This window comes from Vibrio sp. STUT-A16 (genome assembly GCF_026000495.1).
GTDB classification, from domain to species: Bacteria; Pseudomonadota; Gammaproteobacteria; order Enterobacterales; family Vibrionaceae; genus Vibrio; species Vibrio diabolicus.
On sequence record NZ_AP026765.1, the window covers coordinates 1821896 to 1846815 of the forward strand.

18 protein-coding genes and 1 pseudogene are annotated in these 24920 nt (G+C 42.4%); 4 read left to right on the forward strand and 15 right to left on the reverse strand.

All coding sequences use genetic code 11. From position 1 onward, the window contains the following. The first annotated feature begins 15 nt into the window (after window positions 1-15). Both OO778_RS08900 and OO778_RS08905 read left to right on the forward strand, forming a co-directional pair. Entirely contained in the window at window positions 16-1197 is a 1182-nt protein-coding gene (locus OO778_RS08900) for an FIST N-terminal domain-containing protein (protein ID WP_053807426.1), read from the forward strand. Beyond that, window positions 1187-2908 (forward strand): ATP-binding protein, encoded by a 1722-nt coding sequence (locus OO778_RS08905; RefSeq protein WP_048626397.1) that lies wholly within the window; start codon window positions 1187-1189, stop codon window positions 2906-2908. Before OO778_RS08900 ends, OO778_RS08905 begins: the two co-directional genes overlap by 11 nt. Window positions 2909-3082: 174 nt before the next feature. Here OO778_RS08905 and OO778_RS08910 read toward each other — a convergent pair. The 4 genes and pseudogenes from OO778_RS08910 to matP form a co-directional block, all read right to left on the reverse strand. After that, a pseudogene (locus OO778_RS08910) lies at window positions 3083-3286 on the reverse strand (DUF3693 domain-containing protein); the annotation flags it as partial. Window positions 3287-3351: 65 nt separating this feature from the next. After that, a complete protein-coding gene (locus tag OO778_RS08915; protein ID WP_046876223.1) occupies window positions 3352-3675 on the reverse strand; it encodes a hypothetical protein in 324 nt (107 codons plus the stop codon). 114 nt (window positions 3676-3789) lie between these two features. Next, window positions 3790-4101 (reverse strand): DUF3634 family protein, encoded by a 312-nt coding sequence (locus tag OO778_RS08920; RefSeq protein WP_005396496.1) that lies wholly within the window; start codon window positions 4099-4101, stop codon window positions 3790-3792. Window positions 4102-4116: 15 nt separating this feature from the next. After that, window positions 4117-4566 carry a macrodomain Ter protein MatP gene (matP, locus tag OO778_RS08925; protein ID WP_053807434.1) on the reverse strand — a complete coding sequence of 150 codons (450 nt, stop codon included), beginning with the start codon at window positions 4564-4566 and terminating at the stop codon, window positions 4117-4119. A gap of 210 nt (window positions 4567-4776) precedes the next feature. Between matP and OO778_RS08930 the strand changes: the two genes are divergently transcribed. Both OO778_RS08930 and fabA read left to right on the forward strand, forming a co-directional pair. Beyond that, window positions 4777-6417 carry a Lon protease family protein gene (locus tag OO778_RS08930; protein WP_053807435.1) on the forward strand — a complete coding sequence of 547 codons (1641 nt, stop codon included), beginning with the start codon at window positions 4777-4779 and terminating at the stop codon, window positions 6415-6417. A gap of 70 nt (window positions 6418-6487) precedes the next feature. After that, window positions 6488-7006, forward strand: a complete 519-nt coding sequence (gene fabA, locus OO778_RS08935) for a bifunctional 3-hydroxydecanoyl-ACP dehydratase/trans-2-decenoyl-ACP isomerase (RefSeq protein ID WP_071652096.1) — start codon at window positions 6488-6490, stop codon at window positions 7004-7006. Window positions 7007-7126: 120 nt separating this feature from the next. Here fabA and rmf read toward each other — a convergent pair whose 3' ends face one another. The 11 genes from rmf to OO778_RS08990 form a co-directional block, all read right to left on the reverse strand. Next, window positions 7127-7300, reverse strand: coding sequence for a ribosome modulation factor (rmf, locus tag OO778_RS08940; RefSeq protein WP_005377453.1), 174 nt, complete (start codon window positions 7298-7300; stop codon window positions 7127-7129). Between the two features lie 181 nt (window positions 7301-7481). Further along, window positions 7482-9215, reverse strand: coding sequence for a DUF3466 family protein (locus OO778_RS08945; protein WP_074190121.1), 1734 nt, complete (start codon window positions 9213-9215; stop codon window positions 7482-7484). A gap of 7 nt (window positions 9216-9222) precedes the next feature. After that, a complete protein-coding gene (locus OO778_RS08950; RefSeq protein ID WP_074190120.1) occupies window positions 9223-11142 on the reverse strand; it encodes an ABC transporter ATP-binding protein in 1920 nt (639 codons plus the stop codon). After that, complete coding sequence (locus tag OO778_RS08955; protein WP_012841808.1) at window positions 11120-11320, reverse strand: glutaredoxin family protein; 201 nt, start codon at window positions 11318-11320, stop codon at window positions 11120-11122. The genes OO778_RS08950 and OO778_RS08955 overlap by 23 nt, the downstream gene beginning before the upstream one ends. 63 nt (window positions 11321-11383) lie before the next feature. Then, window positions 11384-13504: a bifunctional 23S rRNA (guanine(2069)-N(7))-methyltransferase RlmK/23S rRNA (guanine(2445)-N(2))-methyltransferase RlmL gene (gene rlmKL / locus OO778_RS08960; protein WP_074190118.1), complete on the reverse strand. Its 2121-nt coding sequence runs from the start codon at window positions 13502-13504 to the stop codon at window positions 11384-11386. 488 nt (window positions 13505-13992) lie between these two features. Continuing rightward, window positions 13993-14535 (reverse strand): cell division protein ZapC, encoded by a 543-nt coding sequence (locus OO778_RS08965; RefSeq protein WP_005396505.1) that lies wholly within the window; start codon window positions 14533-14535, stop codon window positions 13993-13995. Between the two features lie 168 nt (window positions 14536-14703). Further along, the gene (gene pyrD / locus OO778_RS08970) at window positions 14704-15714 is read right to left on the reverse strand and encodes a quinone-dependent dihydroorotate dehydrogenase (RefSeq protein ID WP_074190117.1); all 1011 of its coding nucleotides are present in this window, start codon (window positions 15712-15714) and stop codon (window positions 14704-14706) included. A gap of 313 nt (window positions 15715-16027) precedes the next feature. Further along, window positions 16028-20869 carry an NAD-glutamate dehydrogenase gene (locus tag OO778_RS08975; protein WP_074190116.1) on the reverse strand — a complete coding sequence of 1614 codons (4842 nt, stop codon included), beginning with the start codon at window positions 20867-20869 and terminating at the stop codon, window positions 16028-16030. 201 nt (window positions 20870-21070) lie between these two features. Then, window positions 21071-21289: a DUF2835 domain-containing protein gene (locus OO778_RS08980; protein WP_046876238.1), complete on the reverse strand. Its 219-nt coding sequence runs from the start codon at window positions 21287-21289 to the stop codon at window positions 21071-21073. A 64-nt stretch (window positions 21290-21353) separates the two neighbouring features. Continuing rightward, complete coding sequence (pepN, locus tag OO778_RS08985; protein ID WP_074190115.1) at window positions 21354-23960, reverse strand: aminopeptidase N; 2607 nt, start codon at window positions 23958-23960, stop codon at window positions 21354-21356. A 228-nt stretch (window positions 23961-24188) separates the two neighbouring features. Next, window positions 24189-24854, reverse strand: a complete 666-nt coding sequence (locus tag OO778_RS08990; protein ID WP_005396553.1) for a hypothetical protein — start codon at window positions 24852-24854, stop codon at window positions 24189-24191. Between the last annotated feature and the right edge of the window lie 66 nt (window positions 24855-24920).

Below are 24920 nucleotides of genomic sequence, written 5' to 3' on the forward strand. Positions count from 1 at the left end.
CAATTATAATATCGTATGCATTGCCAATCAGTTTTTACTCATATTAAAGATGAAGACTCAGCGATAGAAACGCTTAGGTCCGAACTGACACAACAGAACTTGTCTTACGTGATGTGCTACTACACGGAAGAGTACGACTTCGAGTTAATTCGAGAAGCGTTTCTTGAGCATTTTCCCGGTGTGCCTTTTCATGGCGCCAGTTCATGCCAAGCAGTAATGACAGACCAGGGGTTTCATACGGGCCCAGTGATTGCGGCGCTCGCAATTTATGACTCAGGCCCTCATGCTTATGGCACTGGTATTTCTAACTACGACTCAGGTGACAGTGTAACTAGAGCCTTAGATATGGCTCTTGAGAACGCTAACCGCGTAGGAGAAGTGCCAAACTTAATACTGCTTCATGCAACTCCAGGGCAAGAGGAATCAATCATTGCATCTATAGATGAAAGGTTTGGTACGCTGATCCCAATTATTGGTGGTTCAGCCGCTGATAATCATATCGCGGGAAAATGGTCTGTCATTACCACCCAAGGATCTCAAACTGCAGGTTTAAGTCTGACATTATTTTACTCCTCACAGCCTGTTGATATTGCTTTTAGTGCTGGGCACACTCCAACCAATATCAAAGGGGTTGCAACCAAAACTAACGATAGGTGCTTGCTAGAAATTGATGACGAACCGGCCCTCAATGTTTATAGAAAGTGGACAAACCATCAAGATAACCAAGTAGGCAAAAACAACCTGCTATTTACAAACTCGAGTGCTTATCCACTAGGGCGTGTCGCTGGCCACCTCTATGAGCGTCCATATTACAAATTGTCCCATCCAATTCGTGAGACGCGAGATGGAGGAATTGAGCTATTTACACGAATAGAAGAGGGTGATGAACTCACTTTAATGAAAGGAAGCAGAGAACACCTCGTTGCACGCGCCGCTAAAGTTGTAAATGCAGCCTTTAATCAAAAATTAGAAGAATCTCGAAAAATTGGGGTGATAAACATCTTTTGCGCAGGTCCTATGTTGCACTTAATGCAAGACATGAATAGCGTTTGTGAACAAATTAACCAAGAACTAGAACAGTTACCTTTTATTTGCCCTTTTACTTTTGGTGAGCAAGGTAGATTTATTGGTGGTGAGAATGGACATGGAAACCTGATGATTTCATCAGCGATATTCCATAAACCTTATGAAAGATAAATACTTAGACATATACCAACAGGAAGCGCTGCAAGAAGCGTTAGTCGAACTAAAACAGGCTAGGCAAAGAGAGCGACTGCTCGCCGATGAGAATAAAGCTATTCTTTCAGCGATATCCGCGATGAGTGAAGCAAAAAACCGGCACGAGATATTTACGGGATTAAATAATGTCCTTAAGAAGTACATCAACTTTGATGATTTTATCGTTCTAACTCGTGATGATGAGAGGTACCCCTTCAAAACGTTGATATCGACAAATAGTGTATTTGATAACATATCTTGGTTACACGGTAACGCATCTGAGAGGGCGCTGAATGGCGAATGTATTCTGCTGTTCGAACCAGATAGGCTTGCGGAGTTTATTAACCTGAACAGCTTTATAAAAAGCCATGTAAACTCGGTAGTCCTAACGGGCATACGTTCAGAAGTAACACAAACGGTCATCTTACTTATTGGTGCTAAGAAAGGGCACTTTAGCATAGAAAATAAGGAAACCTTAAGACGCTTTCGGCCTTTAATTGAGAGGGCTGTCATCGATATTGAGACCAAAGAGAAGTTACAACGTATTGTTGAAGTGCGAACAACTCAGCTTGCTAAAGCAAGAGAAGAAGCAGAGCTTGCAAATCGCTCAAAGTCAGAATTCTTAGCGATGATGAGTCATGAAATTAGAACCCCTCTAAATTCCGTCCTTGGAATGCTCGATATTCTGAAACAATCCACCTTATCAGAAGAGCAAATCGATGCCCTGAGCCAAATGGAATGCTCAGCGGAGTTGCTTCTCGCGATTATCAGCGACATCCTTGACCTCTCAAAAATTGAATCAGGTCGCTTTCAACTCAATGAGCAGTGGGTTAATTTAAGAGACACTGTCACTTTTGTTATTTCTCAACAAAAACAAATAGCTAAGAAGAAGAGCCTTCAATTTAAACTCAATTGCATGGTAACTACCGACAAACAGTTTTGGATTGACTCTACGCGATTATCTCAAATCCTGTTTAATCTTATTGGGAATGCAATAAAGTTTACTGATGAAGGAGAAGTAAAAGTTTCAGTATCTGAGCAAGACTCCGAGCTTGTAATTTCAATATCAGACACCGGAATTGGTATATCTAAAGCCAAGCAAGAACATCTATTTACGGCATTTCATCAAGGTGATCGTTCCATCACGAGACGCTTTGGTGGTACAGGACTAGGGCTAGCAATAACCAAGCATTTAGTTGAAATGATGCGCGGCAAGATTATCGTTAAAAGTGACGAGCATGTCGGCTCAACATTTACTATTAAGATTCCCGTTTTAACTCGGTGCAATCAAAATCGTCCAGTTAAAATAGAAAACAACCAACCAATAAAAGCGATGGATCTTCTCGTAGTCGAAGATACCGAGTCGAATCAGTTTGTAATAAAGCTTATTTTAAATAAGCTTGGTCATAATGTTCATATCGCAAGTCATGGAGCAGAAGCATTAACGTTCTTAGAGGAAAATGAGGATTTAATCGACCTGATTCTTATGGATGTCTCGATGCCAGTGATGGATGGGATTACTGCAACAAGGCTTCTCCGAGATAAAGGCTTCAAGACTCCAATCATCGCATTAACCGCTCATGCGCTAGAAAGTGATAGAGATAAATGCCTTGACGCAGGTATGGATGGATTCATTTCCAAACCAGTTCGAAGACAAGATATCTTTGAAGCTATACAGCCATTTCTGTAAGTAGAAAAAGCATTAATATAGATCTTAACAATCGATAGATTATTAAGATCTATATTAAGTATTTTATGGTAAATATCCATTATGTTTAATGGTTATGATGGAGACCTTAGATTTCAAATCCACAGGGGAATAGGAGTGCTCATTGGCAACATTTGGCGTACGAACACTCCTAATTTAACATAACACATATAATGCGCACTGTAATGGTGGTTCCTGTGGACTTGCAATCACTAAAGCCAATCCGGCACAAACCATTGAAATGCTTGATAATCCAAGTCCGTTATACTTTTTTGCTATTCCTTCCCATACTGCTTTTATCTGCGGATTATTATTGCGATCTGCATTCCCAACCAATTACACGAGAGCCACTTCATTTTCATCTAGTTCATCGAGTCTGAAAGCTTTGTGCTCTTGCTGCCCGATACTTCTAATCAACATTGCAATCATGAACCTGTGGCTATATGAAGCCGAATATACTTTTCTGGATATTTATAACGATAGCGTTTTCCTTTCCTCAAGTTGGATTTCACATACCGACAAACTTTTTTGTCACCACTACTGGTTACTCTTTTTATTACTGCTTTTTTACCTTTGTGTTCCATCTCTATCATGACATCACAATAACCTTGGTAGTCATCAAATTTATTGTCTGCTTTCCTTTGAATCTTAGTTTTAATCTTTTTAGCCAATGGATTCGTTTCCGAGTCGTCAGACAAAGCTGAAGCACTTACAAAGAGAAAGACCATTAAAGTTACAACGTATCGCATAGTTTAAGTCCGTTTATCTTATTGATTAATCAATGATAAATAATTTTTCTATAGATACGAAAATGGGACGCTATATTGCGTCCCATTTAACACGATTAAGTAACTGATATGTAATTAAGCTCGCTTCTTGCCTTTGCTCGCTTTGAAACCTTGATGCGGAAAAACGTTGCGAATCCGCTGTTGGATTTTTTTGGGAACGTCCTTGGAAAAGCTCAAACGCATGCCAGTTCGTTGGCTATATACCTTCATTTCACCACTAAACGGATTATGTTCACTAATATCTTGTAAGTTATGTTTGAAAGAAGGTGGTAGATGCCCTTTTACGTTACTGATATGGCCGTTATCAAACTTTACTTTTAGCACTGGTCTATCAACTGCGATCAACCAAAAGATTACGATGGCAGCAATTAAGATTACATATAACATTTGGCACTCCCTATCCTAGCTAGATAGCAATTTACTCAAATCCTCTTTGATCGAGGTAACTTTTTGACTCGCTTTTTCACTTCTCGATGCTTCAGAAAGTAGATATTCAATTGCGTCAGATAATGTACAACCGAGCTCGGTTGCTCTGCTAGAAAGCTTTTCCCAAACTCGATAATCTAAGTCAATGGACTTTTTCTTTGTATGGACTTGCTCTGCATTGAAATGACGCTTCCTTTTCGCTCGGATAGCCTGCTTGAGTTTGTTGTCCAACTCTTCTGACATGTGGTTTTCTATCCAAGCTAATACAAGCGTAGGCTCGTGTTCAAGGCGTTTTAGCTCTGCAACCGCGGCATCTGCTTCACTTGTATCAATATGTCGGGTAATCGCTTCACCATCTTTCCATTTCTTGATGAGATACTTCCATTTCCACCCACACTCTAGATTCTCAAGCTGCTGATATTTCATTTATTCCGACCCATAAACATAACCTAGTGACAGCGTAACCCAGATAATTTACTTGGGCAAATAAAACTCTTAGAAGTATCGATGTTGATCACTCATTTGTCTAAGTATTGTTCATTGAGTGTTGAATGCCGTGAGCGAACCAAATTGGTGCTAGGGTGTTATAGTCCATTTCGTTATAATGTCGGCAAGATTGAATTACGATGAATTTTAATGAACCAACTTAATTGGCAAGACGTAACACCTTCACTTGAGCAGTACGAAGCACTTTTAAAGTCTGCACCTTCGTTACCAAAGAAGTCTTTTACTGATCTTCAACCGAGGATGTCGGCAACGATATCTCGCTTTTCCAAAATGTCGGGATTGACACGCGTGCTACTCATTAACTGCGTCGATAATTCTGTCTATAGAGAGTTCATCAGTAAAGCTCTTCAGAGTCATTCTAACGCTGCGATTGTTTTGTCGGAATCACTTGATGCCAAACGTTTATTTGACCGTTACAGTGTTGATGTAAGTGGTGATATTGCCTTCCAACCTGGCTTGATTTCACAAGCTGACGACGGTTATTTGATTGTACCTGCTAATCTCATTCTGGCTAACCCGGGACTTTGGCCGAATATAAAGTCTGCAATTCAACAAAACCTTATCGAGCCACTGAACCTAAGCCCTACTCGCTTACCTACTTCAGTACCGCCATCTAAAGCTTATGATGTAAAACTGATTGTAACTGGGGAAAGAAGTCAGTTAGCAGAGCTAGAATATATCGACGAGGACTTTTGTTCAGGCTTTGCCATGTATACCGAAGTTGAAGAAGATATTCATTTGTCAGAGCAGAATTTGACAGATTACTTTGGTTTGGTGAACTGGATATGTTCTCAATATCAGCTGCCTCACTTAACGGAATGTGGCTTTAGAAGACTGTTGCTAGCTGGTATGAGATTTACTGAAGATCAACATTATTTGCCGTTAGGTGTAATGTGGCATTCTCAACTTCTAACACTTGCCAGCCAGTTCAGTGATGGCCAAACATTAGATTACGAGTCATTAGATAAAGCGATTGACGACAAGTATTACCGCGAATCCTATCTTCCTCAGCGTGCCGTGTACGATATTTTAGATGGACAAGTCATTATTGAGACAACTGGGGAACAAGTTGGTCAAATCAATGGCCTAACCGTCATCGATATGGCTGGACACCCTGTCAGCTATGGTGAGCCTGCCAGAATATCGTGTGTAATTCACTTTGGTGATGGCGATGTTTCCGATGTTGAGCGCAAAGCTGAGCTTGGAGGCAATCTACATGCGAAAGGCATGATGATTATGCAAGCTTTCTTAAGCTCTGCTCTAAAACTGGATGAACCACTGCCTTACTCTGCCTCGATTGTATTTGAACAGTCTTATAGTGAAGTTGACGGTGACAGCGCATCTCTCGCAGAACTTTGTTGCTTGGTGAGTGCGTTATCTGAATCTCCAATTAATCAACAAGTTGCGGTTACAGGAGCCGTCGATCAGTTTGGTCGAGTGCAAGCAGTCGGTGGCTTGAACGAGAAAATTGAAGGTTTTTATCAGGTTTGTAAACATCAGGGTTTTACGGGAAATCAAGGCGTTGTCATGCCGAAATCAAACCTTAAACACCTTGCATTACATAAAGATGTAATAGAAAGCATTAAAAATGGTGAGTTCCATATTTGGTCCGTCTCTACGGTAGATGAAGCTATTCCGATTGTTATGAATAAACCTTTTAGAGGCGAAGACGAGAGCATTATTGGCAAAATAGCGGAACGTATTGAAAACTTTGAAAGACATGAGCATCCAGAAGGAATTGTGCAGCGCATCAAAAACTGGTTTGTCTAGTACTGATCGGAGTTGTTTAGCGTACACGTGTTCACTAAGATGCAGCTATCAAAAATTGGAGTAATTGATAATGCAAAACAAACGTGATTCTTATAACCGTGACGATCTACTTGCTTCTAGCCAAGGCGAACTGTTTGGGCCTGGTTACCCTCAGCTTCCTGCGCCAAACATGCTAATGATGGATCGTGTTACTAAAATGTCTGAGACAGAGGGCGATTTTGGTAAAGGTTTGATCTTGGCGGAATTGGATATTACTCCAGATTTGTGGTTCTTTGACTGCCACTTCCCTGGCGACCCAGTAATGCCTGGCTGCCTTGGCCTTGACGCGATGTGGCAACTTGTTGGCTTCTTCCTTGGCTGGGTTGGCGGTAAAGGTAAAGGTCGCGCTCTAGGTGTTGGTGAAGTGAAGTTTACAGGCCAAATCCTACCGACGGCGAAAAAAGTAACCTACGAAATCCATATGAAACGCGTCGTAAACCGTAAACTGGTAATGGGTTTGGCTGACGGTCGTGTATGCGTAGATGGAAAAGAAATCTACGTTGCGAAAGATTTGAAAGTTGGTTTGTTCCAAGACACTTCAAACTTCTAATCACGATTTTAATCAATTTATAAAGGCTCCTATTTAGGGGCCTTTTTGTTTGCCTAGTCTATAAATGTAGAAAAGGCTCCGTAGAGCCCTTTCGAATCCTTCTTTTTGTATGTGGAGAGTTTATTTGTAGAGACCAGATTGTCTTTCATCTCTGGCATCACGCCAACCACCTAACCAATACGACCGAGCATCAACTTGTTGATATGGGCAAGCCTCTTGAGACCTTCCATTCAACCCAGCTTTATAGCCTTGAGATTGAGCTCGTTCTAGGCGATCACGCTTTTGTCTCTTCATAGTTAATTCCTCATACAGGTCCATTTACTAACGTACAGCTGTTATTGTGAAACTTTGATGGAGTTTTTATGACTCCACTTATAAGAATCGATCAAGTTGAGTGATTTCTCAAGGCATAAAAAAAGCAGAGGCTCAAATGTGTGAGCCTCTGCTTGATTTAAAAATTACTGACGATTTTTGACTATTTTCTACGGAACCCAAACAATCCAAGCATGGTCAAAGCTAACCAACCAAGGCCTGCACCTTGACGCTCTGTTGTCGTTGAGTCAACGCTTCGAGACACAATGTCCTTCTCAGTCGCACCTGCAATAGGCACCAATTTTACAGCTACGATTTGCTCATCAGAACTACATGTCGCATTGTTTGCTGTTGTACTGTAACCGCCAGCACATTTCATCGCGGTACCAGAAATCACACCTGCATCGTTGATATCGGTTGCGTCAATGATACGGAACTGGTTGTTTTGTTCAGAGTAGTCACCGCCATTAGTCAAACTATCTAGGAACCAAGCTTTTCCATTAAATAGTGTTGAAGCACGTTCACTAGTCTCACCACCTACACTGTATGGGTAGATAAAACCGCGCTTACGACGTGGCTTACCATCGTCTTCACGCGTCGTTTCCGCATCAAGTTGCCCAACGATTTCATTGTAAGAGTTGATACCGCCCATCTTACCGCCTGCACCGCTAAAGAAAATACCTGTAGTTGGGTAAAAAGCGTTAATAGAATCCTTACGAACATCATTTACGATAAAGAGACGATTTGGAGCAGAGCCCGTTGGCATTAGATATCCGCCCGAACGTTTTGCTTCACCAATAGCAACAAAATTTGAGTTAACATCGGTTAATCGTGAGTTTGTATGAACCGTATCATCGCCCTCACGCTGTCTCGCTCCTACAACAACTTTGTTTTTCCAAGTTGCGTTTTCAACGCTACCTTCTGCCTCTAGGGTTCCGACAAAAACAGTAGCATTCAGATAGTTATCATCACTGTATGTGTTGTAACCCACGCCGTAAACCGTTGTTCCATCTGTGACAAGGTCACGCATGCTTCCTTGAGCCAGTCTTTCTCCATCTTTAGATGTGCCACTTGGCCAAGCCAACTCGCTGACGGTTCCACTTTGATCCCAAATAGCTGCTTTCGATGTGTGGTGAGCGCCATTGGTATTGCTTGCTGTTCGAGATACACTACCAACGGTAAAAGTGCCATCGGTTTTCCAAGCGTGGCTTTGCACAACGCTTGCGTCGTTATCACCTGTAACAAAATTTGGTTCAATAGGTGCTACGACTGTATTTCTTGTTTCCAGTGTCGACTTGTTTTCACTGTTGACTTTACTTTGATTACCGACAGCTGCACCATCTTCGGTAAGCTGATTGATAACATTGTTATATTCATTTTTATAAGCAGCAGAATCGCCTTCTACAAATGCTAACGCATTAGAAGTAAAGTCTTTACTACGCTCTTTGTTCCATGGGGTCCAGTTTACAGAAGCCCAAGAGTCACAAGTAGAATAGCGAAGCTGGTTATAACAGTAACGTTCAAAATCTTTGAGTTCTTGGATGTAATAAAAGCCCGCGTCCAATCCAAATGGAATTTCCTCACGATAGCTATTTCCATCCACAGCTTGTGTTGCTGAAATAGGTGTTGTGCGAGTTTCCATCGCAAGCTTAAATTGGTCTGGTGTACAGTTTGCTGCCGCATCAAAACAGCCCAAAGCGAAAGGGGAACCTGTTGAAGGATCTGTACCCGCATCACCTTGCTGAATTGCAACGCCGTAAGCCGTTTGGTAGTCACCGTTTGAGCCATGATCCTGAGGTGAAACCTCAACTACTTGATACAATGCCGCCTGTGCGTTCATTGTGGTACCAACCATCATCGCAATGGCGGTCAATTTGAATTTATTACTACAATTCATTGAATTCTTAACTATCCTGTTGCATTGCTTCGAGTTCTTCCCATCTCTCGAATGCGATTTCCAACTCCTGCTCTAGCGCAGCAAGCTGTTCCAATACCGGCTGAGTTTGCTCTACAGGTTTAGCAAAGAACTCTGGATCGTTCACTTGCTCCTGAAGGCCCTCGATATCCGACTCTAATTGTTCTAGTTTAGCTGGTAGAGCTTCTAATTCTCTTTGCAGCTTATACGATAACTTCTTCGAGTTGTTCTTAGGTTGAGTTGTTTTGGGAGTTTCCTCAACCACTTTTTCTGTTTTCGCTGGCTTTTCAACCGCTTGACGAACCGCCAATACCTGTTCACGCTGTTGTCTTGCATCGTGATAACCACCAACAAACTCTTCAATCACTCCGTTCCCTTCGAAGATCCAGCTTGTTGTAACGGTATTATCAACAAACTCTCGGTCGTGGCTAACTAAAAGCAATGTGCCCTGATAGTTGGCAAGCATTTCTTCTAAAAGTTCCAACGTTTCGATATCCAAATCGTTGGTTGGTTCATCAAGAATAAGTAAGTTGTTTGGTTTCAACAAGATACGAGCTAGCAGTAATCGGTTTTTCTCACCACCAGAGAGCGCCTTAACCGGGGTTCTTGCGCGCTTAGGTGCAAATAAGAAGTCTTGAAGATAACTCAGCGCATGACGCTGACGTCCCCCAACCATTACTTCTTGTTTCCCATCCGCTAAGTTATCGATCACTGTCTTTTCTGGATCCAAAATCTCTCGGTACTGATCAAAATACGCGACTTCTAATTTTGTTCCGCAGTGTAAACGACCAGACTGCGCTTCCAATTGCCCTAATAGCAATTTAAGTACCGTACTCTTACCGCAGCCATTTGGTCCGATAAGTGCAATACGGTCACCGCGCATAATGTTAAAGCTAAAGTTGTCGACGATTGTCTTGCCTTCGTAAGCAAAAGATATGTTTTCTGCTTCAAATACAATTTTCCCTGAACGTGAAGCATCATCGATATTAAGGTTAACTTTGCCTTGGACATCCCGGCGATCGCGACGCTCTTCACGAAGTTTCTTCAATGCGCGTACACGACCTTCATTTCGAGTTCGGCGTGCTTTAATGCCCTGCCGAATCCAAACTTCCTCTTGAGCAAGCTTTTTGTCGAATTCAGCATTCTGCATTTCTTCAACGCGGAGCATCTCTTCTTTTTCTTCTAAGTAGTTGTCGTAATCACCAGGGAAAGAAGCTAATTGCCCGCGATCTAAATCAACAATGCGTGTTGCCATTGATTTGATGAACGCACGGTCGTGAGAAATAAAGATGATCGAGCCTTTGAAGTCTTTTAAGAAGTTCTCTAACCATTCGATAGTTGTTACATCAAGATGGTTTGTTGGCTCATCAAGAAGTAATACATCAGGGTCACAAACCAGCGCGCGAGCTAAAGCGGCTTTACGTTGCCAACCACCGGATAAATCGGTCAGTTTAGTTTCTGGACTTAGTTTTAAAGCACCAAGTACGTTCTTAACGCGGTCATCAAAACGCCAAGCATTAGAATGGTCAAGCTGCTCTTGAACCTTGGCTAAACGGTTGATGTTTTTCTCACTCGGGTCTTGAGCAACAAGATCGAGAAGATCGTGATAGATCTTCAGTTGTTCACCGATTTCAGCCAAACCGCCGGATACGTATTCGTAAACCGTACCCTCTTGATTACGCGGTGGATCTTGTTCAAGTCGAGAAACAACGACGTCTTGAGTGATTTGAATCTTGCCGTCGTCCAACAAAATGTCGCCGGCAAGCACTTTCATTAACGTGGACTTACCTGCTCCGTTGCGACCCACTAAACAAACGCGTTCGTTTTCTTGAAGAGCGAACTCCGCTTTGTCCAGTAATGGGTGGTCACCAAATGCAAGTTGTGCGTTATGAATGGTAAGTAATGCCATTATTATCCAACCAATGTGTGAGTTGTTCTAAGTCAAACGGCCAGTTCAACTCAGAATCTTGATACTTTAATACGGGTATTGTGACGCCGTAACGAGAAAACAGTGCATCATCGAACGCAATATCAATGATATCTGTTTGCTCGGCCAAACCAATTTGGTCTACTAGAGCAAATGCCATCTCACAAAGATGGCATCCCTCCGTGCTATACAATATCAGCACGTATTAATCCTTTTATTTATACTACGCGTGCGTTACTAGCCAACAGTTATGAATCTGTTTATTACGCGCAAAATCTAATGGTAACGTTTGAGAAGAAATATTCTGAGCCTTCAAACCAAGTTCGGCCAGCGACTCTTCATCCATCTTGAAGTGGCGCTTGTTATTAGAGAATACGATAGTGCCTCCACTTCTTAGTAAACGTTTAAGATTCTTCATCAGTTTAATGTGGTCACGTTGTACATCGAATGATGTTTCCATACGCTTAGAGTTAGAGAACGTAGGTGGATCAATAAAGATCAAGTCGTACTCACCTTTCGCGTTTTCTAGCCATTGCAAACAGTCTGCTTGTTCATAGCGATGCTGACGTCCTACACAGCCGTTAAGCTGCATATTGTCTTTCGCCCAGTTCAAGTAGGTATTTGACATATCAATAGTCGTTGTGGAACGAGCGCCACCAACCGCTGCGTGAACCGTCGCACTCCCAGTATATGCAAACAAGTTTAAGAAATCTTTACCTTGCGCCATTTCACCTAAGCGACGACGAGTGATCTTATGATCCAAGAACAAGCCAGTGTCTAGGTAGTCATGAAGGTTTACGATCAGCTTCACACCGTACTCGTTTACTTCAAGCGTCTCTGATACCTGACCTAATTTTTGGTATTGGCTGCGACCCTTCTGCTTTTCACGAACTTTCAGTACAACTTTGTTCGCCTCTACACCTGTCACCTGAATCGTTGCACGAATAATATCCGTTAGGCGTCGTTTTGCTTTTTCTTCTGGAATGTTTTTTGGCGCAGCATACTCTTGAATTACGATTTGATCGCAGTATACGTCTATCGCCACATTGTATTCAGGAAGGTCAGCGTCATAGATTCGGTAGCAATCAAGCTTCTCTTTACGAGCCCACTTGCCAATCTTGCCAATATTTTTCTTTAAACGATTTGAAAAATCTGGTGCGATTTGAACATTAGTATCAGCACCCTTCACTTCATCAGCACTGCGCTCTGCAATACTGTAGTTCTTTTGGTGACAAGGTAACGCACCATTATTCAATTTAAATTGTTTATCAGCACGCATACGAAGACAGCTCAGCAGCTCGTCTGAACTCGAGAAGATAGAGGCTTTGCATCCACCAAACTCAGATTTTAGCTGTCCACCAAATGCGGTGTAGAGCGCAATTAGCCCCGGCTCAGTTCCTAGACGCTCACCGTAAGGTGGGTTTGAAACGATAACACCGTGTTCGAATCCTGCAGGACGAGTAATGGTTGCAGCATCACCTTGTGCGAACTCAATCAATTCTTCAACGCCTGCTCTGCGCGCGTTTTCTTGAGCAACTTTTAATACTTTAGGGTCGTTATCGAAGCCAAAAAACTTAGCGTCAACTTTCTTGACACCTCGTCTAGCTTGAACATTAGCCTCTGATTTAATCTCTGCCCAAGTCTCTGGTTCAAAGTCTTCCAACACTTCGAAACCCCATTGCTTTCGCTTAACGCCAGGAGCCATGTTGGCAGCCATCATCGCAGCTTCGATAAGCAAAGTACCAGAACCGCACATTGGATCGAGTAATGGTTGATGCCCATCCCAGCCACAACGCATGATAATCGCAAAAGCAAGCGTTTCACGTAACGGGGCACGACCCGATTCTGGTCGGTAGCCACGTTGATGCAAACCACTGCCTACCATATCTATCCCAAGCAACGCTTTATCTTTATGCAAACGAACGTGAATACGAACATCTGGGCGTTCTTTACTGATGTTGGGACGCGGCAAACCTTTATTTTCAAAGCAATCTACGATGCCATCTTTGACTTTCATCGCACCGTACTGGCTATTTCTGATCTCACGGTTTGTGCCGTTAAAGTCCACAACAAAACGTTTAGAGCTATGAAATTGGTTAACCCAGTTAATAGCAGATGTAGATAAATACAAGTCCATGTCGTTGTTACACGTGAACTCAGATAAAACACGTACAAATCGAGACGCTAAACGGCTCCACAAACAACAGCGATAAACCTGTTCGTTTGTCGCTTTAAATTTTACGCCTGCCTGTACTGGTTTCGCATTTTCAATGCCTAGTTTAGTCAGTTCTTCAACAAGCAAATTTTCCATGCCATTTGAAGTTACCGCGAGATATTGATTCATAGTGTTCTTTCGCTGATAAAAAATGGCTTCAATTATACCTGACTTTACGATCAATGCCTCGTTTTTAAAGGAATTTCCCCACCTGTTAGTTCAAATCATCACCAACAAAATGATCTGAAACTTTCAACATCTTCAATTTGAGTGTTTTTTATTCACGAACGAAATTTTGTTCCCTTGGAAAGAAGTGAATACTTATTTACATTAATTTTGGTATATACCAGCGTATGATTTTTGATGTAAGTTGCTTACATTTTTGCCTTATAGGGGAATAAATGGGCTCATTTTAAGCGCTAGGTTGCCTAGTTAAGGGAGTCATCAGATTGAAATAAGTAAAATAAAAGTGACCAGCTTCATGTTTGCATGCATAGAAAGCATACAGTTTCATGGCTGATGGGGCTCTAGTATCAAAGGAAAGGACAAAAAAAATCGACCTAACGAGGTCGACTAATGCAAACAAAGGAACGAAATAAAGAAAAAATTAAACAGGTTTACCCCACCATTGCCATAGGGGTTATTGCAAAGAGGTGATTTGCACAAGCCATGCGGTCATGCATTACTTTAATCGGTTGCCCAAACTGAAGCGCCTTATTGCCATCAAGCACAAACGCTTCTTGGTTAACATAAGCACATAAGCTCGACGTCTCGCCTGGTTCTAACACGATGAACATGCCATCAGAATATTGGTTTGTTAGAAAGACCATGTCCCCTTCTTCAGGCTCGTAACCAGAGGACTGTGCGTCAAAGAACCAGCTTTTAGGCTGTACAGGTTTATGAAAGCGCTTTGCCGCAACACAATACAGTGTTAACTCAGCTTGGCGGTATTCACTGATGTCGAGGCATCGAATACGTTCATTAAACGTTTGGAATGCACTGGCGTCATCAACGGTAAATTCATTGTTTGAGAAGGCACAGTTAACCAACAATTTTCGGGATAAATTGGTTTGGAAAATCATTTCCTCCCCCAGATCCAGCATTAAGCAAGCTTTTTGCTCGTCAAAATACCAATTCCATTTGTCGCTGGGTTTAAGCATTATTCCGTTCTCTCTTGACTAGTTAAATCAGTGGTAAAGAGGTAAGACGCTTAATTACCTACTCGTGATTTTTAAATTTTACAAACGAACGGATAAAAAAAAAGAGGAAACAAAGTCCTCTTTTTTATGTAATAGCTACTGATTTTTCAGTGGTTTTTGATGTGTATGTTAAAGGTTCTTAACAATATCACGTACTAGGCCTGGGCCGTGGTAAATAAAGCCGGTGTAGACTTGAACAAGTTTAGCGCCTGCCATCAGCTTTTCTTTGGCTGCAACATAGGAATTCACACCACCAACACCGATAATTGGAAGTTTGTCTCCTAGCTCTTCATGAAGCTTACGTACGACTTCCGTAGAGCGTAATTGCACAGGGCGACCACTTAAACCACCTGCCTCATTGGCGTGTTTCATTCCTTCTACGATCGTGCGATCCAGAGTTGTGTTAGTCGCGATCACACCATCTATATTGTTTTTCAATAAAGAATCGCAGATTTGGCAGATTTCTTCGTCACTCAAATCAGGCGCAATTTTTAATGCTAGCGGGACGTATTTGTTGTATTTCTCTGAAAGTTCCGCTTGTTTCGCTTTTAATTCAGAAAGTAGTTCATCAAGCGCTTCACCATATTGAAGTGAACGAAGACCCGGAGTGTTTGGTGATGAGATATTAACCGCAATGTAGCCTGCGTACTCATACACTTTCTCCATACAAATCAGGTAGTCCTCTGCCCCTTTCTCAATTGGTGTGTCTTTGTTTTTACCAATATTAATTCCGAGAACACAGTTGAACTTTGCTTGCTTTACATTCTCGACCAAATTATCAACGCCTAGGTTGTTAAAGCCCATGCGATTGATGATACCTTCAGCTTCGACTAAGCGAAATAAGCGTGGTTTATCATTCCCTGGTTGCGGACGAGGTGTTACTGTGCCAACTTCGACAAAGCCAAAGCCCATGGCATCAAATGCTTCAATGCATTCACCGTTTTTATCTAAGCCAGCCGCAAGACCTACTGGGTTACGGAATGTTAGTCCCATACACTCAACTGGACGAGTTGGTAATTGTTGGCGGTAGAAGAGATCAAGTGGTGTGCCGTTAAAGCGTTGGAAGTTCTTGATTGCAAGATCGTGTGCCTTCTCGGCATCGAGTTGGAAAAAGCCAGTTCTGGCTAGACGGTAAAGCATTGTGCCTCCGAAAGAAAAAAGCCCCGTATAAACGGGACAATATTATTTACTGTTTTTCATCGTAATTCAATGAAAATGAATGTATTAAGTAAAAACCTATATCTTTCTAATATTTTCAAATATAAAACAAACAATTAGAGTAAGATTTCAACAATAAAATTTATAACTAACCACTCTAAAGCAATCGATTTCAGCCTATTTTAACTTCCCCGCGCCGTTACGCTGTAACTCACTCGGCGCTATAATAAAAAGATGAGCAACAAAAAAGCCTCGCTAAATAACGAGGCTTTTACTTACAATTTGACTAACTCATCTACTCTTTCGACGAACAGTTGAGATTCAAGAGTACTAATTCTCGAAGTGCTACAGAAAACTTAGCAAATTCGTGGACAGAGCCAACTTTGAACTCATTCAAGATGCTTTCCCAACGGTGCAGTGATTGCTCGTTAGTTTCCATCCAATCTTCTAACGCTTTCATCACGTCTAGCTCTTCCGTTGCACAGCCGCAATTTAATACCTGAGCCGTAAGTTGACGTTGTTGCCAGTCCAGATCTTCTCGGAATGCAGCTCTTGCTAGTGCCTGCCAGTTATTATCAACGGCTTGGCTGTTAATTTGCTTCAAGAACCAGTGTAACGACAAACGGTCACCTAAGTTAAAGTAGAGCTTCGATGCTTGCTCAACCGTTTTACCTGTTTCACTCGCCACTGATGAGATATCCAGTGCAGATTGTAAGCTGGATAAACGAGCGACTTGATGTGCAAGTTTCTCTTCTACCCCTTTCTCAATCCACCCTTGAGCAAGTTCATTGTGTTCTTCTACTTCAGACTCAACCAGCATAGTGTCTAAGGTTTCAGTGATAACATTGACATCTTGCTTGTAGATAGCAATCAGCTCACCAACTGTGCATTTACCACTGCGGTTGCGAAGCAACCAACGTGCAATTCGACGTAGTGCTCGACGAACATAAAACATGATTTCGTACTGAGCTTGAGCTGTGGCGATATTATCGAGTTCACGAGTCTGCTTAAGAATTGCTTCTAGATCGAAAATTTCACGAGCCGCACTGTATGCGTTAGCAACATCGACAACACTTGCACCGGTTTCTTCTTGCAAACGAGTGACGAAATTACAGCCCATTTCATTAACCATCTGGTTAGCCAATGCTGTAGCGATAATTTCAGCTCGCAGTGGGTGATTAACCATTTGATCTTTATAGTTACGTCGTAACGCACTTGGGAAATATTCAACAAGCTGTTTCGCATGGAATTCATCATTCGCGATTTCATCCGTAACAAGTTGCTGTTTAAGTACCATTTTACCGTAGGCAACTAACACTGATAGCTCAGGGCGAGTCAGACCTAGTCCCTGTTTTTCACGCTCGATTAGCGTTTCATCATCAGGGATGTATTCGAGAGCACGATCCAAGTACCCTGCTTTTTCCATGGTATGGATGAATCGAATTTGTTCCTTAACAATGCCAACACCTTGTTGTTCAGTCACGGAGATCGACTCCGACTGACGGTAAGCATCATCTAATACAATTTCACCCACTTCGTCTTCCATAGACTCTAGAATTTGGTTACGTTGCTTAACCGTAAGATCGCCATTTGAAACCAGTCCATTAAGGAAGATCTTGATGTTGACTTCATTATCCGAACAGTCAACGCCACCCACGTTATCAACGAAGTCTGTGTTCACTCGGCCGCCAGTCAGTGCGTATTCAATACGACCAAGCTGAGTCATACCCAAGTTACCGCCTTCGCCAACTACTTTTGCTCTTAAGTCACGGCCGTCAATGCGCAGCATGTCGTTAGCGCGGTCACCAACATCCGTATGAGTTTCTGTCGAGGCTTTAACGTAAGTGCCGATACCACCATTCCAAAGCAGATCGACTTTCATTTTCAAGATCATCTTAATCAGATCGTTAGGCGCTAAAGATGCTTTCTTAGTCCCTAACATTTTCTGAATTTCTGGCGTTAGTTGGATCGACTTTGATCGACGAGAGAAGATACCACCACCTTGAGAGATCAAATCTTTATTGTAATCTTCCCAGCTTGATCTTGGTAGATTAAACAAGCGGTTACGTTCTTCCCAGCTGGTGGCTGAATCTGGATTTGGATCAATAAAGATGTGCATGTGGTTAAAGGCAGCTTGCAATCGAATATGCTTCGATAACAGCATACCGTTACCGAACACGTCACCAGCCATATCACCTACACCGATTGCGGTAAAGTCAGTGGTCTGGCAGTTGATGCCCATTTCACGGAAGTGACGCTTAACAGATTCCCAACCACCTTTTGCAGTGATACCCATCGCTTTGTGGTCGTAACCATTTGAACCACCTGAAGCAAATGCGTCACCTAACCAGAAGTTGTACTCTGCAGAAACAGAGTTCGCTAGATCTGAGAATGTTGCTGTGCCTTTATCTGCAGCCACTACTAGGTATGGGTCATCTTCGTCATGGCGCACAACGTTTTGTGGTGGCACGACTTCACCTTCAATGATGTTATCTGATACATCAAGTAGAGCACGAATAAATCGTTTGTAACAACGTTGGCCTTCAGCAAAAATCTCATCACGGGTTGTGAGAGATGGCTGGCGTTTACAAACAAAGCCGCCTTTTGCACCCACAGGTACGATAACGGTGTTCTTAACCTGTTGCGCTTTCACGAGACCAAGAATCTCTGTACGGAAATCTTCTTGACGATCTGACCAACGTAAACCACCACGAGCCACTTTTCCGCCACGAAGGTGAACACCCTCAATATCTGGTGCGTACACAAAGATCTCGAACGCGGGTACAGGCTGCGGAATCTCTGGAATATCGCTCGGTTTCATTTTCAAAGATAACCAAGGCTTAGGTTGCTTGCTTTCGTCTAATTGATAGTAGTTAGTACGAAGTGTCGCCATGATCATGTCGATGTAACGACGAATAATACGATCATCATCCAAGCTCTCTACACGATCCAACTGCTCTGTTAGCTTTTTAATCAGATCGTTTTGGCCTTTTTCACTGCCTTTGTGTTTCGGATCGAATCGCTTGGTGAACAGCTTGACTAGACCTGTTGCTAAGTCTGGATAGTGGCTTAGCGTGTCTTCGATGTATTGTTGACTGAATGGGAAACCGACTTGGCGCATGTATCGAGCATAAGCACGAAGAATGGAAATCTCACGCCCAGATAGCGACGCACCTAGTACCAATCGGTTAAAACCATCACTTTCAAGGTTGCCTGCCCAAATTGCGGCAAATGCTTGTTGGAAACGATCACGAGCCTCACGAAGATCAACCGTTTTCTCGCTCTTATGCAGCATAGAGAAATCAAGGATCCAGAATGTCTGTCCGTTGTTTTTCTCGATCTCATACGGTGATTCACCTATCACTCGTAAGCCAAGGTTTTCAAGCATTGGCATTACGTCAGAAAGATGGATTGGCTCATCGCGATGGTATAGCTTCAAGCGAACAGCTTTTGAATCCGCCCCCTCTTCTTGAGGTCGGTAGAACAACATACCAAGTTTATTATCATCACTTAACGCTTCTAAGCGTTCAATATCTGCAACCGCAGAACCTGGCATCATGTCCTCTTTGTATGAGCGAGGGAACGCACTCATGTATTCTTTTGAAAGAGGAAGGCCTTTGCTTTCACCAAAGTTAGCAATGATGGATTCTTTTAGTCTGTCATCCCAAGAGGTAGAAACTTCCATTAGGTTTTGCTCGATCTTTTTCACGTCTACGTCAATGTTGTTATTGTCTACACGAACAATGTAATGTGTTCTCGCTAGTGGGCTTTCTGAGAAGAACGTTGTAAATTCAACCTCTTGCTCGCAACCAAAGTACTGCTTAAGAATGCGTTGAGTTTGACGACGTAACTCTGTGTTGTAACGATCTTTAGTGACATAAACCATGCAGCTAAAGAAACGACCAAATGGGTCCTTACGAACAAATAAACGCAGTAGGTCACGATCTTGCATTTGTACAACACCCATACCCACCTCAAGCAACTCTTCTTCATTTGCTTGGAGTAGTTCATCGCGTGGGTAGTTTTCTAAGATATTGTGCAATGCTTTGTATGAATACGATCCGTGACGGTATCCGCTCGCTTCAAGGATACGGTCCACTTTTTCACGGATCAGAGGGATGCTTTGTACCGCTTGGTTATACACGGCAGAGGTATATAAACCAGTAAAGCGATGCTCACCTATTACTTTACCGTTTTCATCAAACTTCTTAACACCGATGTAATCAGTATAAGCTGGTCGGTGAATACGAGATGCTTTGTTACCTTTTGTGATAATCAGAGCGTATGGCTTTTTCGCTTCTAACCGCGCAGAGTCTGAAAGCTCAGATAGCTTGACGCTACGTACACGCTTGTCATCAGCAAATAGACCAAGTCCTTTCTCTTTAGCAGGAACAAGCTCGGTATCACCATTGACTTCTTCTAAATCATAATCTTTGTAACCCATAAAGGTAAAATTATGATCTTCTAGCCAACGAAGAAATGCGATCGTTTCGTCCATACGATCCGTTTGGATAGAAACACGATCTTTATTTTTCTCAAGTTCATCAGTCACAAGCTTAAGCTTATCAACCATTTGCTTCCAGTCATCAACGACTAAACGAGTGTCAGATAGAATTTTTAACAGCTCTTCTTTAAGCGCTTGCATCTCTTCTTTACTAGTAAGGCGGTCTACCTCGATATGGAACAGTGATTGAAGAACACCACCCTCACCGTTTACGTCAGTAACTTGGCCTTTTTTATCACGCTGTATCTGTGTTGGGTTGTTTAACATTAGGTGGCAAACAAGGTCCAAACGCGCTAAAGCCATTTTGACTGAGTCCACTAAGAATGGACTATCTGGAACAACAATTTCTACGATTGTGTGTGTGGATTGCCAGCCTTGACGACTTACGGTCGGGTTAAATACTCGTACCGAAATCTCTTCTGGTTTTTTTTCATTGATATGGTGCCAAAGGCTGACGACAGCACCATAAAGATCGGATTCGTTTCGCTGAATCAGGTCATCATCAGCAATGTTACTGAATAAGTGTTGAGCAAGTTTAGTTACAAGCGTTTGGTGAGAAAGCTCGAGTTTGTCTTGAATCAGTTGGTAAACTTTTTCAAGCAGAACCGGCACTACATTTTCACGCGCGGTCATATTCACACTCCACATTAGAATTGTTGTTTTGTAGGGGGACTTAGTAGCTAGGTTGTTACCTTAGAAACTAAGCATAGGTAATGCATGTGCCCATTGTAAAAGCATAATTACAAATGTTTAACAACTAATCGTGGTGGTAAGAGGTGAAATGTCCGATTCTGTGACTAAGATTCCTATTTAACTCTCTGCAAATACAATACATCACAGAGTTTCTAACTTAAGAAACTTATTATTTTGGTCAGTTGTTAGTCTAAACTGGCCTTTAATGCCTAATTGACTAAGAAATGGTCTGAATCGTGCGGCGGGTAACTGCAAACGTAAACCGTTATGTGTGACGACTTGAACAACACTTGCCGCGCCAGAATAATGGGATAAAAACGTTTGATATGAAATGTTGAGGTTGAAGTAGTAATAGTTCATGAAGTAAAAACTAAGTGACATAAACAATAAGGTGGCCTTAATGACCACCCTATTGTGTTGTTTACTATTCGTCTAGTGCTTTAGTCACTTTTTCGAATAAGTCTTTAGCAAGATTATCCATTGCTTTGAGCTTTTCAAGTTCTGCTTTGATCAAAGCTTGGCGACCCTCATCGTATTTACGGAACTTAAGCAAAGGATCAATCATTCTAGATGCGACTTGTGGGTTCGAATCATTAAGTTGGCGAAGGATTTCTCCTGAAAATTGGTAACCTGCACCGGATTTATCATGGAAACGCACAGGGTTAGCACTTAAGAACGAGCCAATCAAACTGCGCGTACGGTTCGGATTTTTCAAGCTAAATGCTTCGTGGTTCATGGTGGCTTTCACTTTTTCAAGTGCATCCTCTGCAGGATTGCTACCTTGAAGTGCAAACCACTTGTCCATAACCAAACCATCGTGCTTCCATTTATCGCTATAATCTGCCATAAGAACTTCACGACACTCAAGCTGTGCACTATTTGCCGCACTCATCGCTGCAATCGTATCTGTCATGTTATTTGCAGATGCGTATTGTGCTTTCACTAAATCATTACCTTTTTCCGTATGTGCTAGGTATTGCAGACAACGGTTACGTAATGCACGCTTGCCAATCGCAGCATGATCGATCGTGTACTCTGTTTGCTTCAGTGTATGATAAGTTGCACTTAGCTCATCTTCTAACTCTTGAGAAAGTGACACTGTAATGCTGTTTAGCACTTTGTCTACGGCATCGATGTCAATTTGCTGGTACCAGCCAGTAATCTCATTAATTGAAGGCAAAGAGAAAACTTGAGCAATGAAAGCTGGCTCAAGCGTCTCATCCAATAGCACACCACGGAACGCATCTATCACGCCTTCAGAAAGCGACACGTCTTGTCCGGCTTGAACGTTTTTCACGTTCTGACGAATGTACTTAGCCAATAGCATTTGGCTTGCATCCCAACGAGCGAAGTCATTCGTCGCGTGCTTCATCAAGAAGACTAATTCATCATCACTGTAGTCGTATTCTAGTTTTACTGGTGCCGAGAATTCACGCAACAAAGATGGCACTGGCTGTTCTTCGACATTTTCAAATACGAACGTTTGCTTATCTTGTTTAATATCTAGCACGTTGTGAACAGATTCACCGTTAATCAGCAACGGGATAACTCGACCTTTCGAATCGTACAGCTCGATATCAAACGGAATGTGCAGCGCTTGCTTCTCAGCCTGGTCTTGCGTTGGCTCCGTAAATTGCTCTACCGTTAGTGCGTAAGTTTTTGCATCGGCATTGTATTCGCTATTTACGCGCAGCGTCGGTGTACCAGACTGGCTGTACCATAGACGGAATTGTTTTAAATCGACACCAGTGGCATCTTCCATTGCAGAAACAAAGTCTTCGCATGTCGCAGCAGTACCATCGTGACGTTCAAAGTAAAGTTTCATCCCTTTTTGGAAGCCCTCTTCGCCAAGGAGTGTATGGTACATGCGAATAACTTCGCTGCCCTTTTCATACACTGTTAGCGTGTAGAAGTTATTCATCTCAATGACTTTGTCAGGACGAATCGGGTGAGACATTGGGCTTGCATCTTCTGCAAACTGAGGGCCACGGATGATACGTACGTTATCGATGCGGTTATCTGCACGAGAGCCTAAGTCAGAAGAGAATTCTTGGTCACGGAATACGGTTAAGCCTTCTTTTAGACTTAGTTGGAACCAGTCACGGCAAGTGACACGGTTGCCAGTCCAGTTGTGAAAATACTCATGACCGATCACAGCTTCGATACCTAAGTAGTCACGATCGGTCGCCGTTTGGTCATTCGCCAGAACATACTTTGAGTTAAAGATGTTTAGGCCTTTGTTTTCCATTGCGCCCATATTGAAGAAATCAACGGCAACGATCATGTAAATATCCAGATCGTATTCAAGGCCAAAGCGTTCTTCATCCCACTTCATCGAGTTGATCAGCGATGTCATCGCATGGCCTGCACGATCTAAGTTACCTTTATCAACAAAGATTTCTAAATCAACACTGCGACCTGACATCGTTGTGTATTTGTCACGCAGTACGTCAAAGTCCCCTGCGACAAGAGCAAACAAGTAAGCTGGCTTTGGATGCGGGTCCTGCCATTGAACCCAATGACGACCGTTCTCTGCATCGCCTTCTGCAATTCGGTTACCATTGCTCAGCAAATATGGATAAGCGGATTTATCTGCGATCACTTTTGTCGTGTATTTTGCTAGAACATCAGGACGATCTAAGTAATAAGTAATACGACGGAAGCCCTCGGCCTCACACTGAGTACAAAATGCGCCGCCTGATTTGTACAAACCTTCGAGTGCTGTATTCGCTTCAGGATCAATTTTGGTGACGATTTCAAGTTCAAACTCGGATGGAAGATCGGTCAGTACAAGCGATGATTCTTTCACTTCGTGATGAGCCCAATCCTCACCGTTTACTTTTACAGCGCGCAGCTCAAGCCCCTCGCCATCGAGTTCTAGCGTTGTTGTATCGCCTTTTTGAGCAACCTTTGATATCGCCGTAACGATGGTGTCATTGTCATAAAGATCAAACGTAAGATCGATATCGGTAATCGCGTGAGATGGCTCTTGATAATCTTTACGATATTTGGCCTGGGGAGCTTGGGACATGAGCATAAATCCTTGTATGTCGAACAACAAAAATACCAGACTGCATGATCAAAAATGCAGTTCTGGTATCACTATATAAGCTATTTGTAGGGGTTGTGGTATCAGAATACAAGTCTTTCCATCAAAAAACGGAGCTTTTAGTGCTCTAGCTCCGTTTTTTGATTAACATTTAAACAACATTGACAATTTACCGTATGCTCGCGTAATTTGTCGTAGCAAGATAAGCTATCAAGGCGTTACCCGATTAAGTACCGCGTACATATCGCCATTTGAATCTTCGATCGTTAATTCATTTTTGTTGAGCTTATAGGTGGTCCCGTGCTCGCCATTTTCATAGAGCAAGACTAAATATTCATCTTCTGTGTAGAAAACACCTTGCTTGATTGACTCATCCCCTTCTTCGTTGGATACCCGAAACATAAACACGAAGTCAGGTTGAAGTATCAGATCCATATGGTTGATGTTGTTTGCCACAAGGCCATCTCCGGATACATAAGAGCTAGACCATATGCCCGCTAGCGAGTTAGACAACCCTTTAGTAAAAGTCACACCATTAAGATCAAGCGTATTGTGATTATTGCGATAGGCATAAATTTGAGGCTCATCTGTGTTTAAGCCAAGAACGATGGTGTCTTCATTGGCGTTATACAATCCTTCCCAATGATCGACAGAATAATCTTTCTTTTGAATATCAATAGAAAAGCTGTAGTCGGAACCCAGTGACAGTTTTATCGCACGAAAATTTTCAGCCGACTCTTCGGGGTTTGGGTTCATTAAATACCAGTCTCCGATGAGAAACGGCGTGTCAAAGTGACTTAATTCATCTTCTCTGGTGTTTTCTCCGCTAAACACACTAAAGCAGCAAAAGCTAAGTAAAATAAAGAACCATTTCATATCGGCATCCTTATCGTTTTCTTTTAGCTTAGGCAGTAGTCCTCACTTTCGCGAAATTTTAGATGT